At 59.3% G+C, this 14,889-nt stretch carries 17 protein-coding genes and 2 pseudogenes; 7 read left to right on the top strand and 12 right to left on the bottom strand.

The window, feature by feature from the left end; all coding sequences use genetic code 11:
- Positions 1-50: 50 nt before the first annotated feature.
- From R6Y96_RS09620 to R6Y96_RS09605, 4 genes are all read left to right on the top strand, one after another.
- Entirely contained in the window at positions 51-842 is a 792-nt protein-coding gene (locus R6Y96_RS09620; RefSeq protein ID WP_318621191.1) for a V4R domain-containing protein, read from the top strand.
- A gap of 298 nt (positions 843-1,140) precedes the next feature.
- A complete protein-coding gene (modA, locus tag R6Y96_RS09615) occupies positions 1,141-1,968 on the top strand; it encodes a molybdate ABC transporter substrate-binding protein (protein WP_318621190.1) in 828 nt (275 codons plus the stop codon).
- Entirely contained in the window at positions 1,937-2,779 is an 843-nt protein-coding gene (locus R6Y96_RS09610) for an ABC transporter permease (protein WP_318621189.1), read from the top strand. The genes modA and R6Y96_RS09610 overlap by 32 nt, the downstream gene beginning before the upstream one ends.
- On the top strand, positions 2,779-3,489 hold the full coding sequence (locus R6Y96_RS09605; protein ID WP_318621187.1) for an ABC transporter ATP-binding protein: 711 nt from the start codon (positions 2,779-2,781) through the stop codon (positions 3,487-3,489). Before R6Y96_RS09610 ends, R6Y96_RS09605 begins: the two co-directional genes overlap by 1 nt.
- Here R6Y96_RS09605 and R6Y96_RS09600 read toward each other — a convergent pair.
- The 4 genes and pseudogenes from R6Y96_RS09600 to R6Y96_RS09585 all read right to left on the bottom strand — a co-directional run.
- Positions 3,467-4,369: a DNA-3-methyladenine glycosylase family protein gene (locus R6Y96_RS09600; protein WP_318621185.1), complete on the bottom strand. Its 903-nt coding sequence runs from the start codon at positions 4,367-4,369 to the stop codon at positions 3,467-3,469. The two genes, R6Y96_RS09605 and R6Y96_RS09600, sit on opposite strands and share 23 nt — an antisense overlap.
- A gap of 27 nt (positions 4,370-4,396) precedes the next feature.
- The gene (gene nifB, locus R6Y96_RS09595; RefSeq protein WP_318621183.1) at positions 4,397-5,308 is read right to left on the bottom strand and encodes a nitrogenase cofactor biosynthesis protein NifB; all 912 of its coding nucleotides are present in this window, start codon (positions 5,306-5,308) and stop codon (positions 4,397-4,399) included.
- A 169-nt stretch (positions 5,309-5,477) separates the two neighbouring features.
- Entirely contained in the window at positions 5,478-6,983 is a 1,506-nt protein-coding gene (locus R6Y96_RS09590; RefSeq protein WP_318621181.1) for a D-alanine--D-alanine ligase family protein, read from the bottom strand.
- Between the two features lie 6 nt (positions 6,984-6,989).
- Positions 6,990-7,118: pseudogene (locus R6Y96_RS09585) on the bottom strand (class I SAM-dependent methyltransferase); the annotation flags it as partial.
- 655 nt (positions 7,119-7,773) lie between these two features.
- Here R6Y96_RS09585 and R6Y96_RS09580 point away from each other — a divergent pair.
- Positions 7,774-7,950 carry a CxxC-x17-CxxC domain-containing protein gene (locus R6Y96_RS09580; protein WP_318621179.1) on the top strand — a complete coding sequence of 59 codons (177 nt, stop codon included), beginning with the start codon at positions 7,774-7,776 and terminating at the stop codon, positions 7,948-7,950.
- A gap of 18 nt (positions 7,951-7,968) precedes the next feature.
- Here R6Y96_RS09580 and R6Y96_RS09575 read toward each other — a convergent pair whose 3' ends face one another.
- Both R6Y96_RS09575 and R6Y96_RS09570 read right to left on the bottom strand, forming a co-directional pair.
- On the bottom strand, positions 7,969-8,736 hold the full coding sequence (locus R6Y96_RS09575; RefSeq protein ID WP_318621177.1) for an ABC transporter permease: 768 nt from the start codon (positions 8,734-8,736) through the stop codon (positions 7,969-7,971).
- 7 nt (positions 8,737-8,743) lie between these two features.
- Positions 8,744-9,658, bottom strand: coding sequence for an ABC transporter ATP-binding protein (locus R6Y96_RS09570; protein ID WP_318622520.1), 915 nt, complete (start codon positions 9,656-9,658; stop codon positions 8,744-8,746).
- Between the two features lie 269 nt (positions 9,659-9,927).
- On the opposite strand from R6Y96_RS09570, the gene R6Y96_RS09565 reads away from it, so the two are divergent.
- Positions 9,928-10,284: an SET domain-containing protein gene (locus tag R6Y96_RS09565; RefSeq protein WP_318621175.1), complete on the top strand. Its 357-nt coding sequence runs from the start codon at positions 9,928-9,930 to the stop codon at positions 10,282-10,284.
- Here the strand turns inward: R6Y96_RS09565 and R6Y96_RS09560 are convergent.
- Positions 10,227-10,583 carry a P-II family nitrogen regulator gene (locus tag R6Y96_RS09560; protein WP_318621174.1) on the bottom strand — a complete coding sequence of 119 codons (357 nt, stop codon included), beginning with the start codon at positions 10,581-10,583 and terminating at the stop codon, positions 10,227-10,229. The genes R6Y96_RS09565 and R6Y96_RS09560 overlap by 58 nt on opposite strands.
- Before the next feature lie 35 nt (positions 10,584-10,618).
- Positions 10,619-11,224 (bottom strand): annotated as a pseudogene (locus tag R6Y96_RS09555) (ammonium transporter); the annotation flags it as partial.
- A gap of 143 nt (positions 11,225-11,367) precedes the next feature.
- On the opposite strand from R6Y96_RS09555, the gene R6Y96_RS09550 reads away from it, so the two are divergent.
- Positions 11,368-11,925: a DUF2115 domain-containing protein gene (locus R6Y96_RS09550; RefSeq protein WP_214022380.1), complete on the top strand. Its 558-nt coding sequence runs from the start codon at positions 11,368-11,370 to the stop codon at positions 11,923-11,925.
- Positions 11,926-11,996: 71 nt separating this feature from the next.
- Here R6Y96_RS09550 and R6Y96_RS09545 read toward each other — a convergent pair whose 3' ends face one another.
- The 4 genes from R6Y96_RS09545 to R6Y96_RS09530 form a co-directional block, all read right to left on the bottom strand.
- Positions 11,997-12,527, bottom strand: a complete 531-nt coding sequence (locus R6Y96_RS09545) for a nitroreductase family protein (protein ID WP_318621171.1) — start codon at positions 12,525-12,527, stop codon at positions 11,997-11,999.
- A gap of 79 nt (positions 12,528-12,606) precedes the next feature.
- The gene (locus R6Y96_RS09540) at positions 12,607-13,806 is read right to left on the bottom strand and encodes a TraB/GumN family protein (RefSeq protein WP_318621169.1); all 1,200 of its coding nucleotides are present in this window, start codon (positions 13,804-13,806) and stop codon (positions 12,607-12,609) included.
- Positions 13,799-14,341, bottom strand: coding sequence for a YkgJ family cysteine cluster protein (locus R6Y96_RS09535; RefSeq protein ID WP_318621167.1), 543 nt, complete (start codon positions 14,339-14,341; stop codon positions 13,799-13,801). Before R6Y96_RS09535 ends, R6Y96_RS09540 begins: the two co-directional genes overlap by 8 nt.
- A complete protein-coding gene (locus R6Y96_RS09530; RefSeq protein WP_318621166.1) occupies positions 14,329-14,883 on the bottom strand; it encodes a GMP synthase subunit A in 555 nt (184 codons plus the stop codon). Before R6Y96_RS09530 ends, R6Y96_RS09535 begins: the two co-directional genes overlap by 13 nt.
- Positions 14,884-14,889: the final 6 nt, after the last annotated feature.

The following is a 14,889-nucleotide window of genomic DNA, read 5'->3' as shown; positions in this document are numbered from 1 at the left end:
TATTCTATTATATTCGAACAATTGATATACCTTCGTTTCGATCTTACTCTATGGAGCCTGGGATGGGCGTCCGTGGAAGACCCGGCCGACCTAAGCCTAAACAGGAGATAGACCTCTACTCAACCCCTGAAGGGGCGCAGGTGATCGATAACCCGGTGCGGCGAGCGATCCTGGCAGCCCTCCATGAGCGTGAGCGCACATTTGAGGAGGTCGTTTTGCTTGTGGGCCGGGCAAAGTCCACGGTCTCAGTGCATCTCCAGGAGTTGGCTGCTGTTGGTATGGTTGGATCCCGCGCCGACCCTGATGACTCGCGGCGGAAGGTCTTCTACCTCACCGGCGATCTGGTCGCGAGCCTCTCACCGGAGGAGCGGCTGGCCGGGGACCTCGCCGCCTACGCCGGGGCATACCGGCCGGGTATGGGCGATCCCTTCGAGTTCTACCGTCTGGCGTTCCGGACGATCCGGATCGCACTCATGCATGAAGGGATCGTGCTTGACCCCCTCTTAACCCGGGCGGGAAAAGGTGTGGGCGAGGAGCTCTATCCTGCGCTGGCCAACCCGGATACCGAACATTTCTGCACAAAGATTGCCCGGTTCTGGGAGGAGCATCACCTGGGTAGGGTCGAGGTTGAAAGACAGGATCCGCTCACCCTCCTGGTCTATGACTGTTTCGAGTGCGCCGATCTCCCGGTCACAGGCAGGCCCGCATGCGCTTTTGACTCAGGTATCCTGGGTGCTCTATTCTCCCGCCATTACAACCGGTCTGCAGCGGCGATCGAGACCCGGTGCTACTCGATGGGATTTGACCACTGCAGGTTTGAGATAACTCTGGAAGGGTCATGATCTGTGGCCCGGTCACGGACAAACCCCTCCACCGTGCTCTTTGAACGATATCTCGAATCTCCCCGCCGGGATAACTGGCCTCTCCGCGCGGTCTGTTCTCCAGGTCCACCCATTTTATTTGGCCGCCGGTGCAGCCATCATTCCTGGCATGACGCTGGCCATGACCCTCCCCTCGCCCGGCTTCGGGCGCACATTTTTATACCTTGCAGGACTGTAAACCCAATCTCCTTGATATGGGCTTAAAATCAGCTGAATTAAATAGATAAAACCGCAATTCCATATGAACACGGTGACAGAAATGAAGCAATCAAAAACGGCAATCCTTGCCGTCCTGAGCCTCGTGGTCATCGCCAGCCTCATGGCTGCGGGATGCACGGGCACCGGGGAGACCCCGGAAGAGACAACCCTGACGGTCTTTACCGCCGCATCGCTCACTGGAGCCTTCGCGGATATCGCCAGAGCCTACGAAGCGGAGAACCCGGGAATCAAAGTCGATCTGGTCTTCGACGGTTCACAGACGCTCCGCACCCAGATTGAGCAGGGAGCGAACGCCGATATCTTCGTATCCGCAAGTACAAAGCACATGCAAGCCCTCCAGAACAGCAGGTTCATGGATAATGATACTGTTTCAGACTTCGTCGGGAACAGCATGGCCTTGATAGTCCCGATCGATAACCCGGCAAACATCACCGGACTTGCTGACCTGGCAGAACCCGGCTTGAAGATCGTCATCGGGACAAAAGACGTCCCCTTCGGTGACTACACCCGTCAGGTGCTCGACAAACTGGCCGCCGACCCCACCTACGGTGGGGCTTACCGGGAGGCCGTGATGAAAAACGTCATATCCGAGGAGATGGCGGTGAGCAACGTTGTGCCCAAACTGGCGCTCGGCGAGGCGGACGCGGCGTTCGTCTACAAGTCCGACGTTTCGAAGGAGGACCTAACCAGAGTGGCACGCATCGAGATCCCTGAGGATTACAACGTGCAGGCCACCTACCCGCTCGGCATACTGGCGAACTCGCCGCATAAGGCTGAGGCGGAATCGTTCATAGAGTTCGTCCGGGGCCCGGCCGGCAGCGCCATCCTGCAGGATTATGGATTCGACCCCCTCCCGGCAGGGTCGTGAGGTGCTGCGGCACGCCTGGCGTGCGCGGTTATCAAGAGGGTTTCAAACCCTCTTCGCCGCCGCCCTTCTTGTGCTGTTCCTCCTGTTTGTCACGCTGCCGGTTGTATCACTCTTCCTGCGGATATCGCCGGAAGCCTTCTTCCGCTCCCTCGCCGAACCGGTGGTGATCGACGCTCTCTCACTCTCGCTCACCACCGCAACCGCAAGCACGGCGATCGTTCTCCTTCTCGGGACGCCGCTTGCCCTTCTGAACGCCCGGCACGAATACCCCGGGAGGGCGCTCGTCGATACCCTCACAGATCTCCCGATAGTCCTGCCGCCGGCGGTGGCGGGCATCGCGCTCTTGATGGCGTTTGGACGCCGGGGGGTGGTCGGGCAGTATCTCAATGAGTTTGGTGTATCCATTGCCTTCACCACCGTCGCGGTTGTTCTGGCGCAGGTCTTTGTCGCCTCGCCGTTCTACATCAGACAGGCAAGGGCGAGTTTCGAGGCGGTTGACCGCCACTACGAGGATGCAGCAAGGACGCTTGGCGCCTCCCCGACAACCGTCGCCCTCCGGGTTACAATCCCGCTTGCATGGGGCGGGCTTGTCTCCGGTGCAATACTCTCGTTTGCCCGTGCGCTCGGGGAGTTCGGCGCCACAATCATGTTTGCCGGGAACTACCAGGGCAGGACGCGGACGATGCCGCTTGCCATCTACACAACGATGCAGGGCGATCTGGATGCAGCAATCAGCCTTGCGATCATCCTTGTTGTGATATCGTTTGTGGTGATCGCCGCGGTGAAGGTCATCACCCGGAGGAACTACTGATGCTTGAGTTTCGTGCTGTCCGAACACTGCGCGACTTCGTCCTGGATCTCGCCCTCTCTGTTCAGCCCGGTGAGACGCTGGTCATGATGGGGGAGAACGGCGCGGGCAAATCCACGGTTCTGAACCTGATCTCGGGCATCCTCACGCCCGACGAGGGCGAGATCACGCTCAGCGATCGTCTCCTCTTCTCAAGCGGGGAGCGGATCAACGTCCCGCCCGAGAACCGGAACATCGGCCATCTATTCCAGTCCTACGCCCTCTTCCCCCACATGACTGTCGCTGAGAACGTGGCGTTCGGTCTCCGGTGCAGGAAGTTGCCTGAACCGGAGATCAAACGTGCTGTTGCTGAGCAACTTGAAACTATGAACCTCTCCGAACTCGCAGGTGTCAACGTCGGCCGCCTCTCGGGAGGGCAGCGACAGCGTGTGGCCCTGGCCAGGGCACTGGTGCTCGACCCGGATCTACTCCTGCTTGATGAACCTCTCGCCGCTGTTGATATGCGTGCCCGGGCTGCAACGCGCAGGGAACTTCGCGAGCGGATCCGGAAGACCGGCATCCCCTGTATCGTTGTCACCCACAACCCGCGTGACGCCATGGAACTTGGCGACCGTCTCTGCCTCATGGAGTACGGACGGCTGGTTGCTGGTGGCAGGCCGGAGGAGGTGCTCGGGATGCGAGAGAACGGGCTTATCGCGAGTTTTGTCGGGTAGCAGGGTTCAGGAAGGTGGGTTTCACCATCTTTTGCATCCCACTCTCGCGAACGCAGTAGAGATACTCCTGCGCATACCCGGCATAATCCCCGAAGTATTCCTGTGCAAATTTTCGGATCCGTTCGTAGACTGCCGGCGTGCATCCCTTTCCGGCAAGTTCCGGGAGATATGCCTCTGTCATGATCCGGTGGATCCAGACGTCGACCGGGAACGCCTCAAAGAATCCAAACGCAAATAGCAGCACGCAGTCCGCCGCCTTCGGGCCGACCCCCCTAAACCGCATCAGCGCTTCTCGTGCCTCCTCGAACGGGAGGGCGGCGATCCGTTCCGCCCAGTCCGGGTTATCCGCCGCATACAGGGCGGCCTCCCTGACCGCCTCCGCCCGGTAACCGACCTTACACTCCCGCAGATCCGTGCAGGAGAGCTCCGCCAGTGCATCCGGTTCCGGGAACGCATACACCCTCCCCCCCGGCCTCTCTATCGGTCTCCCGTAACGCTCTGCCATAAGCGCGATCCGTCGCTTCACCGCCGGGATGTTTGTGTTTGTGGCGCAGATGTAGGAGACCAGGCACTCCCAGGGCGGTTGCCTGATCAGCCGTAGACCCATGCATTCCTGGATGGCAGCGCCGATCACTGGATCGCGATCTATCGAGGCCAGGATGGACGGGAGATCCTGGTCGAGCCGGAAGTAGTCGCGGATAAACCGCGAATCCGCACCGGTAAAGATAAGGCGGTCGCCGTCCTGACGTATCCGGATCGCCTCCTCGCCGACGACGCCGTTCCACCAACCGTCCACCACCTCCCAGCGGAACGCCTGCCCGCAGGAGAGCGTACGGTCGAGGTTAAACGGCCTGTCAGGCCGGAGAACGATCGTCCTCATGGCCGGCGGCGGGGAAAAAAGAGTCGGTTATTCGGTCTTCTCATCCTTCATCTGCTGGTAGACGCAGGACTGGACGTCCTGGCCGAGTTTCCCGATAGCGTCCGCCCGGCAACGGGCGCAGTGGCGCATCTGCTTGATGTAGGGAGCACACTTATCCTGCATCTCCCGCTTCTCCGCCGGTGTCGGGGGGGTGATATCAGCGAACTTGTACTGGGGGATGAGCGGGATGACGTTGAAGGTGAACGCTCCCATCTCGCCGACCTTCTTTGCAATTGCCGGGATGTGTTCGTCATTGATCCCGGGGATGTAGACGGTGTTGATCTTTACAAACATCTTCTTTGCAACCGCCATCTCGATCCCGCGGAACTGCTGGGATAGCAGGAGTTCGGCCGCCTCGCGGCCGTGATGCCTCTTTCCTTCATACTCGACCCAGGAGTAGATCTTCTCCCCGATCGCCGGATCTACGGCGTTGAGCGTCACCGTAACGTTCCCGACATCGTACTTCGCGAGTTCTTCGATATACTCCGGGAGCAGCAGCCCGTTCGTGCTGATGCACATTATCAGGTGGGGGAACTCGTCGTGGACAAGCCGCAGAGTCTCGAACGTCTCGGGGTTTGCCAGAGGTTCGCCAGGTCCTGCGATGCCGATCACCTTCACGTAGGGGAAATCCCTGACGACTCTCCTGACCAGGTCAAGCCCCTCCTCCGGGGTGAGGACCCTGCTCGTCACTCCCGGCCGACTCTCATTAACGCAATCGTAGTCGCGTATGCAGTAGTTGCACTGGATGTTGCATCTTGGAGCGACGGGGAGATGGCACCGCCCGAATGCATGGCATGCTTTATCGGAGTAGCAGGGATGTTCGCTGATCTTACGCAGTTGCTCCGGGTCGTAAGGAACCTCCCTGCCCCCAATCGTTGCGGTCCGGTACTCGTCGGCCATATGGTATGATCTATGTGGCCTGGGGTTTATATACTGATGGTTGCTGTCAACCCGGGAAGTGGGTTCTCTCAAAAATCCTGATCCCCTATCCCCCTGGAATCCGCCCAGGGATAGGTTAATCAAAATCGGGGCACACCCCAGGGGTATGGATTTAACTGCCTCCCTGATGTCAGGCCGCCTCCCCGGCATCAAGCGACACCTGTTCTGCCCTCTCTTCTCCCCGTGCCCCGTTCTCCGGTTCCATCCCGAACCGCTCCTCGGCAGATTTCAGGATCCGGCCGAGCATCCTGCTGTATGAGAGACCCGCATACTTCGCCATCTTTGCAAGATGGCCGTCCCAGCACCAGCCAGGGTTGGGGTTGACCTCCAGGAGTTTCGGGTTGCCCTGAGCATCGAGCCGCCAGTCGAACCGGCAGTAATCGCGGCACTCCAGACGTTCGAAGAGTGAGATGCAGCATCTCACGATCACTTTCTCAGTCTCTTCCGGTAGATCCGCAGGTTTCGACGTGATCTTCCAGTAGGGAGAGTCCGGGAGCCACTTTGCCTCGTAGCCGCATATGCGGGGAAGGTCGGCTGGCAGCGTGGAGTAGTCCTCCTCGATTATTGGAAGCACCGTGCATGGTCCCAGGGGATTCCCGATGATCCCGACGCTTATATCCTTACCGGTGAGGAACTCCTCGACAAGGAGCGAACGGTCGTAGCCGAGCGTTGCTCGCAGGGAGTTGATGACATCGGAGAGCTCCTCGATGGTATGGGCGATGCTCGCAGCGGTGATGCCGTATGAGGAGTCGCCCGTGTTCGGCTTGACGATCACCGGGAACTTCACCCCGACCTCGTAGGTGCGGTCACCCGGCGCGATAAAGCATGCCTCCGGCACCGGTATCCCCATCTCCTTTGCAATCCCGCGTACGAGCGATTTATCATAGCAGAACGCGAGCGACTGCGGCCCGGCCCCTGTGTAGGGGTGGTTCAGCATCTCAAGAAGCGCCGGCACGTGGAGTTCCCGTCTTGGGTCGTTGTTGAAACCCTCGTCACAGAGGTTGAGAACATAGTCCACCCGTCCTTTCAGCCTCTGGAGATCCCGGATCAGCGTCTCGTGCTTGCAGAGGTAGGTGAACCGGTAGCCCGGCAGTTCGCGGAGGGCTGCCTTCATGCGATCGATGGTGTAGATATCATCGTCATCAAAGACGCAGGATGGTTTCAGGGGATCGGGTTTGTCCGGATCGCCGAGTAGCACCGCGACGTGTTTTGTCCTGCCCTGTCCTCTTGCCCTCGTCGTCGACCAGTCTTTCCGTATCTGAGCGGTGACGATGTATCGGCGCTCCATCATGCCGAGATCCTGGTTGCGCTCTGACTCGGTGGCTATCTCATGGAATGCGATCTCGGAGAAACCTGCCCGTTCCAGGAGTCTCTGGAGCGCATCGGGGGTGTATAGACGTTCAGCGTAAAACTGGTCGGCCACAACACCCTTCTCAACGTCGGTGATAACCTCGCGGGATATCAGGCGCTGTTCATCCAGCGAGAGCGACCGTTCGCGGCAGACAAACATCCCGGTGTCGATCCACTCCCACGACCTCGGCTGGAAGTGCGTTTTGAGATACCCGCCGTCGGCAACATCCAGCAGCAGCCGTCCCCAGGGCTTCAGAACGCGCCGGAGTTCGTTGAGGATCTGCATATCCTCCTCAACGGAATCGAAGTAGCCAAAGCTGTTCCCGAGGACGAGAGCCACGTCGTAGGTGTCGTTGCGGTATGGGAGCCTCCGTGCATCTCCCTCCCTGAACCTGACCGCAACTCCTTCTTTCTTTGCGATCGAGCGCGCGCTGGATCAGGTAGTGCGAGCGGTCAAGCCCCTCGGCGCTATACCCCCTGCGCCCAAGTTCCAGGGTATGTCTGCCCTGGCCGCAGCAGAGATCGAGGATCTTATCATCGGGCTGGAGGCGCAGGAGCCGGATGATCCTGTCGATCTCGCTCGCGGTGATCCGGGGATCTTCGACAACATCGCCATCAGTCTTGAGGTAGAGGTTGTTGAAGATACCCCTCCACCACTCAGGCTTCACGTAGTTCTCCAGATTCGGGACGGGGCCAAGCGACCTCCTCTCCTGGCGTTTGCCCCGGCGCCTGCTATCGGGGGGTTCATCGGTGTTTGCTTCGCCGTTCATGCTTGGTCAGCATCCCCTGGTTTCTTTTCCGGGATCGGACCTGTATCCTCCCGGTTTACAAAAGAGAACGGTTTTGGTCTGCATACCTGGATGGTCATTCGATCGGATAGTATCGATAAAAGTGTTGTGCCATGACTCTCTCTCACCATTGAAATAACCCTCTAGGAGCGAGATCTTCCGCTGCATATCCCGCTCGCACACTCCCAAGCGCAGGATGGATGCGTTGCCATGGACTGCCAGTGTTGCATCTATATATGGAGGCAGGGTCATCTGGTTATGTGCAGACTATCTGCATGGTTGAAGCATATGGATGAGAGATACCCCCGCAGGGGTCCCCGTTCGTACCAGGACCGCCCTCGCGAGTACCACAAAGCGATCTGTTCCGACTGCGGCAAAGAGTGTGAAGTACCTTTCAAGCCCACGGAGGGTCGGCCAGTCTACTGCCGCGACTGCCTCCCAAAGCACAGAAAACCCAGATTTTAATTTTTTTGATGACCCTCTCTAAACTACAAGCCGCCTCTTCATCAGCCTGGTGGCCAGGCTGCAGAAGACCGCGGTCGCCACCGCTATCCAGGCAAGGTTGAGCAGGTTTGCCGCTGAAACCGCCTCGAGCGTTATCGCCCGGTTTATCTCAACAACATGAGTGAGTGGGAGGACGGCCAGGGCAAAGTAGCGGACAGCCTCCGGGAGAAGGTCGAGCGGGAAGAACGTCCCGGAGAAGAGGAACATCGGCGTGATGAAGAGGAATGAGGGGTAGTTCAGCGTCTCGATGCTCGGGGTGATCGCTGTGAAACACATCGCGATGCCTGCAAAGAGGAGTCCTGCAATGAACGCGAATGGGATGAGGAGCAGGGAGGAGGGCATGGCGGCAACACCGAAGAGTATGAGCACCGGGAGCATCAGCCCGGCGTAGATAACGCCTCTTGTGGCGCCCCAGATCATCTCTCCCGCGATCACCTCGTCGATGCTGACCGGTGTTGCGATGATGGCGTCAAACGTCTTCTGGTAGTACATACGGACAAACGAGGAGTAGGTGCACTCGTAGAAGGCCGAGTTCATCACCGATATCGAGACCAGGGCCGGTGCGATGAATACCGGGTAGGGGACGCCATCTACCGCCTCTATGTATGTCCCGAGCCCGAACCCCAGTGCCAGCAGGTAGAGGAGCGGTTCGATGAATGGGGGGATGAAGTTTACACGGTATGTTCTGAGGAAGGCTTCCAGGTTCCTCTGCCAGACGCTTCCCACCCTCTGGATACACTCAAACATCGCCGCCTCACTCCCGCAGGCTCCGACCCGTGAGGCGCAGGAAGACGTCCTCCAGGGTTGCCGGACGGACGGTGACCGCCGCCTCGTGCCGGCAGAGATCGAGCAACTCGCCTGCCAGGTCGTCGGCGCGATGGTCGGTGAAGATCTGGAGCAGATCGCCGGCAAGGTCGTAGGCCACGCCGAATTCGTCCAGAAGGGTTGCAGTCTTTTCTGTCCGCTCGACCTCTATGACCTCGTTTCCGGCATACTCGCTGACGATATCCGCCGGGGCGCCCTCGACCAGGATCTTGCCGTGATCCATGATCACCAGGCGGTCGCAGAGGCGTTCAGCCTCGTCCAGGTAGTGGGTTGTGAGCACGAGGGTGTTTCCCTCAGCCCGGAGACCACGGAGGGTCTCCCAGATCAGGTGCCTTGCCTGCGGGTCAAGCCCGATGGTCGGTTCATCGAGGATGAGCAGTTCTGGTTCGTTTACGAGCGCACGGGCGATGATCAGACGGCGTTTCATCCCGCCCGAGAGTTTCTCGATCAGGACGTCCCGCTTCTCCTCAAGGTGCATGAACCCGAGGAGGCTTTCCGCCCGCTCTTCTGCCACACTCTTTGGTATACCAAAATAGCGGGCGTAGACCAGAAGGTTCCGGTATGCTGTGAAATCCGGGTCGAGATTGTTCTCCTGCGGCACCACGCCGATACGGCTCTTGATCTCGCGGGGGTGGGTGTCCACGTCCATGCCAAAGACCTCGAGGTTGCCGCCGCTCTTTGGAGAGATACACTGGATCATCTTCATGGTTGTGGTCTTCCCGGCTCCGTTCGGACCCAGGAACCCGAAGACCTCCCCTTCCCTCACCCTGAACGAGACACGGTCAACCGCGATCAGGTCGCCAAACCGCTTCTCCAGGTCGTGCGCTGCGATGATGTCCCCTATCCTCTATTCCTCCAGGGTAAGAGATGGGGTTTTGTGGATACAACATCCTTTCGCTCTACAGGCCTCTCTTGCGAGTGGTGCGCGGGGCGGCTGCACTCTGCACCGCTGTTTGATAGAGAAGCCGGCCTGGATCCCTGGTCCACGGTGGCAGGGGATGCATATCAATTTTACCAGAGAGATCGCATCACTACGCTGCAGGCGATACCATGACCGATAGTGCTGTGGAGATGGGGAGTGTAGTTTATCCTCCAGATACTGTGTACGTCGCTATGTCAAAGTGCCATGGGCGTGGCGTCTTCGCCCGCAGGGATCTCCTGGCCGGCGAGGTGATCGAGGTCTGCCCGGTGATCGTGCTTGGTGGAGCAGACGAGCAGGAACTCCTGGACAAGACGCACCTCTTTGATTACTACTTTGAGTGGGGGGAACTTGCTGCGGTGGCGCTTGGATACGGTTCGCTCTACAATCACTCCAGCCACGCGAACGCTGACCACGTCTGTGACGTTCATCGGGGTGAGATCCGTATCTATGCTCACCGCCACATCCGGGAGGGCGAGGAGATCACGATCAACTACGGTGGCCGGCCAGACTGCCCCGACCCCGTATGGTTTGATGCGGTGGAGGGGTGATACGCTGAAGCGGCTGGGGCGATCTTGGTCTGGCCGCTGACTGTCCTGTTGCGGGAGCACCTCAACCCTGAGACGAAGAGGGCGCACCTTACGCGTGCAGACCCTGCGGGTACCTGGCAAAACCACTCAGGACTGCGAGAGGGATCAGGATTCGGGCGGATCCTCATCGTCCGTCCGCACCCTGCAGAGCCGGGCCGGCCGGTCCTGGCGTGCGCCCGCACGATCCCGATGATCCGCTCAACATCGGCATCCCTTACGACCATCTCGATCTTCAACTTCGGGATCAGGTCGACCGGCACTGTCTTTCCCCTGAACCGGAGGGCGATACCTTTCTGAGCCCCCCGCCCAGGAGAACCATCGGGATGTTGTTCGGCTCCATGCCGTGACTGCCGAACCCGAGACGTCTCCCGATGTTCAGGGCAAGCGCCAGAGCAGAGAAACCCGAGGAGATATGGACGACCGTGCCCCCGGCAAAGTCGAGCGCACCGAGTTGTGCCGCCCATCCACCGCCCCATGCCCAGTGGGCGAGAGGGTCGTAGACCAGCGTGGTCCAGAGCAGGCCGAATACTATGAACGAACTGATCTTTATCCGCTCTGCAACCCCGGAGGTCACGATTGCAAGCGCAAGGCCCGCAAAGACCATCTGGAAGACCACGAAGAGGAGGTCAGGGATACCGTCACCCTCAATCCCGACGCCCTGCAGGAAGATATGGTCCGGACCCCCGATCAGTCCGCCGATATCGGTGCCGAACGCGAGGCTGTAGCCGCAGACGATCCACTGGATGCTGACCAGGGCGAATGCGATGAACGCAAGGGCTATCATCGATATGAAGTTCTTCCTTCTGACAAGTCCGCCGTAGAAGAGCCCCACAGCCGGTGTCATCAGCATGACCAGTGCCGTGCATATGAGGATAAAGGCCGTGGTGCCGGAGTCGATCATCCGGCGGCCTCCGGAACCGGAACAGATACTCGTCTACAGTGCATGGAAAGAAATTTCCTTCTTCTACTCATAAATATTTTCTACCGCGCTGCTCTGGGGGGAGGACTGATACGGTTTGATGATCAAAGTGTATTCGTGACGCAATGAGCGCGGAGAAGGGAAAAGAGAATGTACGCCGGGTCTGCACCCGTCTGAGGTCAGCAAAAACCCGCGCGGAACTTGCAGAGATCCTCTACCAGGAGGTATCCCGCTACTCGCTATCTGACCTGCAGGCGGTGCGGGGTAGGGTTGAGCGCGACCTCAGGTTCGTCCCACCCGCCTACCGGCAGCGGCTGTATCCGAGGCTGGTGGAGCAGGTCTTTGATACGCACCATGCCCTCATCTCTACCATTCGCCAGGGGAGGCTTCGGGTCGGGGGAGAACCGCTTCCCCCTGAATACGAGGAGTTCTGCGATATGGTCGAGAGGACGTGCCTTGCCGGAGAAGAGGATGAACAGCACCTCGAACTCCTCTACTTCCTCCTTGCCGCCTTTAACATCTTTGTCCTTGACCTCCCCGCTCACCCGGTAGGGACGCCGTTTCCCGGCGGGTTCATGGTCGAGATCAGGAACGGAGAATACCTCTGTCCTGTCAGGGATAAGGCCAACGATGTCGAGAACGCTCTCTGCCCCTACTGCCCGGCAAAACAGACTGAGACCTGAATCTGCGTTGCGAATGGTATACCTGCACCCCTGGCCGCAGAATCAGGTCTTTCGGGTAAAAAGGTGCTGGCTTACTCCTCTTCTTCGTATCGATCGAAGAATGTAACCTCGTCGAGGGGTTTCTTCTTCGCGATCGATATCTCCTCCGGGTATCCCGCCGGCACCAGCGAGACGAGGGTGTAGTCTTCCGGAACGTTCAGAAGTTTCCGGACATCCTCGGCATAGTCCTTCTTTGCCCCCGCGACCCAGCATGACCCGACACCCCATCCCTGGAGCGCCAGGATGAGCTGCATCGTTGCCGCGCAGCAGTCCTCCAGGTAGTATTTAGCGTCCTTCTTCCCGAAGACTGCAAAACAGATTGGAGCATTGGCGATGAACCGGCCGTTATCGGCCAGGCCCGCGATCGCCTTCAACGTATCGCGGTCGCGGATCGCCCCGAACAGCCAGGGTTGCTCGTTTCTTGCGGTCGGCGCAAGGTGCGCGCAGTCAAGGGCGTCTTTCACAATCTTGTCATCTATGGGCGTGTCTTTGTACTTCCGCACGCTGTGTCTGCTCCGGATCACCGTGACAGCAAGGTTAACCGCTCCACCAATCGAGCTCATACAACGATTGTGGGTATTCCAGGCCTAAATACCTTGGGGAACGGGATTGGATGCTGCGTTCCCGCAACAGGTTGGGGGCTTAGAGGAGACCCGCTATCGCCTGAAGCATATTCGACAACCCATCCCCGATGACCACCGACGGATCGATCCCGAGGACCGGGAAGATGAAGAGGAAGTAGGCGAAAGCCCCGATTGAACTCCCGATGTTCGCGAGAGCCGCGACCAGCACCACCCGGAATAGCGGGATCCGCCGCATCTCGGAGAAGGTTCCGGCCTCCATTATCTGCCTGATCTCCCCGGTGGCAGGTTTCCTTATCTTCGCCTCGACGATGGCCGCAAACCATCCCGCCGCAAGCAGCGGGTTGAGCGAGGTCATCCAGGAGACGGCAAACGCCGTGACCGCCGAGAGTGGGTGCCCGCCGGCTATAAACGTGAATGCGGCGCTCAGGAGACCGTTGATCACCACCCAGTATATGATGGCGGTCAGCAGGACATCCAGTCCAACCCCCGAGAAGGCTATCGCGGCGATCAGGAGGAGAAAGAGGATGGTGACACCCGCTCCCAGGATCTTTGCCCACGGCAGTCCTTTCTTCACTTCGGCGGTCAGGTCAGATAACAGCGGCAGCGTCTCCGGGGCGTCAAGGTAGCGCTGCACCCCCCTGATGTGCCCGGCACCGATGATCGCCAGAACACGGTCATAGCGCCTGGCAAGCATCAGGATCTGGTGGGCAAGGTAGGCGTCCCGTTCATCGATCAGTGCCTGAGCGCCCCGCGGGGAGAACTTCCGGAACTCCTCCATCGCGACGCTTACCACATCCTGATCCGTGAGTTCGTCGATCTCAAGCTCCTGGTGATCGACGCTCACAAGTGAGTAGAGGAGCGCCCATACGAGCCTGATCTTCTCCCGGATCCCCATCAGACCCCAGAATCGGGAGAGCGTGATCCTGATATCGCGGTCTATGAATGCCACGGGTTTCTGGTGCGCGCGCGCCTCCTCGATGGCGGCAAGCATCTCGGAACCGGGTTTAACCCCTGTCTCAGCGCCGATACGCTGCTGGATGTATGTGAGTATCCACTGGAGCAGGATCTGGCCGAAGTTCCCGCTCTTCAGGATCTCCGTCACCGATGGTTCGGCCGTCTCCTCGGTGAGTGAGATAAACCTGCCCCGATCGAGTTCGACACCGACGATATCGGGCTGGAACTCCTCGATGGCCGATCTTACCTCCTCGACACTCCTCTGCGAGACGTGCGCCGTCCCGACGAGACGGATCTCAGCCATCGAGCACCTTCATGCCCTCACTATCGATCACGACCCTCTTTCCCGGTGGAATCTCCGTCTCCCGAAAGATTTCGCGGATCTCTGCCTCCTCCTCGGCCTCCGCGGCCTGGCGCCTGCAGAGATCGGCAGCAGCATCGCGTGCAGCGCTGGGGGATATGGAAGCGCCGAGACCCGGGCATTCCGAGATAATCAGGTCATCATCGACCAGCATGAAAGGGTAGGTGCGGCAGATCCACGGACGATGCTCATAGATCGAGCACCGGCCATCCTTGAGGAAGATACACGCATCGAGCGTTCGCCGAAGGCACCAGGCCAGGGTGTACTCACCACCGTTTCCTGCTCTGATAAACTCCGGGTAGGGCTCAACAATCTCTTCCCTCTTCATCCCGGTAGCAGCCATGATCTCACGAAGTTCAGCGGCGCCCACCAGCACAAGGTTTGAGTCTTCCCCGACCCTCTGGCAACACCTGCCACACTCCCTGCAGCAGAAGCCTATCGACCCGAGTCGTTCTGCGATCTCATCTACTCCGAGCATATCCTATCAAAATTCTCGAATAAAAGTCGGCCGTTAAAAGTATGGCTGACCTCCGGGTGCCACTGGATCCCGTAGAGGCGTTCTTCTGGAGAGACCATAGCCTCCACATCGCAGATGGCCGATCTTGCAACCCGGAGAAACCCCTCCGGCACCACCGAGACCTCGTCTGCATGCGAAGCCCATACCTGCATCCTCTCGGGGTAGCCCTGGAGGAGAGGATCCTGTTCCAGGACCTCCACCTCAACCCCCCCGAAACCTCCGCTCGCACCCCGGCGGATCGCGCCTCCACGCGCTGTTGCGATGATGTGCAGCCCGAGGCAGATCCCGAGGACCGGGATATCGAGGTCGAGGTAGTCGCCGGTGAGACCGGCGCGTTCCAAGGTGGGTCCGCCGCCAAGGATGATTCCACGGCAGCCGCTGGCGACCTCGTCAGGCGGCGTCATGTTCGAGATCATCCCGGCCTCTATATCCATATCGCGGAGTGTCCGGAGGATCAGGTGGTTGAACTGTCCATGGTTATTGACCACATAGAGTGGAAGCATTGCTTA

It is taken from the genome of Methanoculleus receptaculi (assembly GCF_033472595.1).
In the GTDB taxonomy this organism is placed as follows: Archaea; Halobacteriota; Methanomicrobia; order Methanomicrobiales; family Methanoculleaceae; genus Methanoculleus; species Methanoculleus receptaculi.
This window is presented reverse-complemented; position numbering and strand designations above follow the sequence as displayed.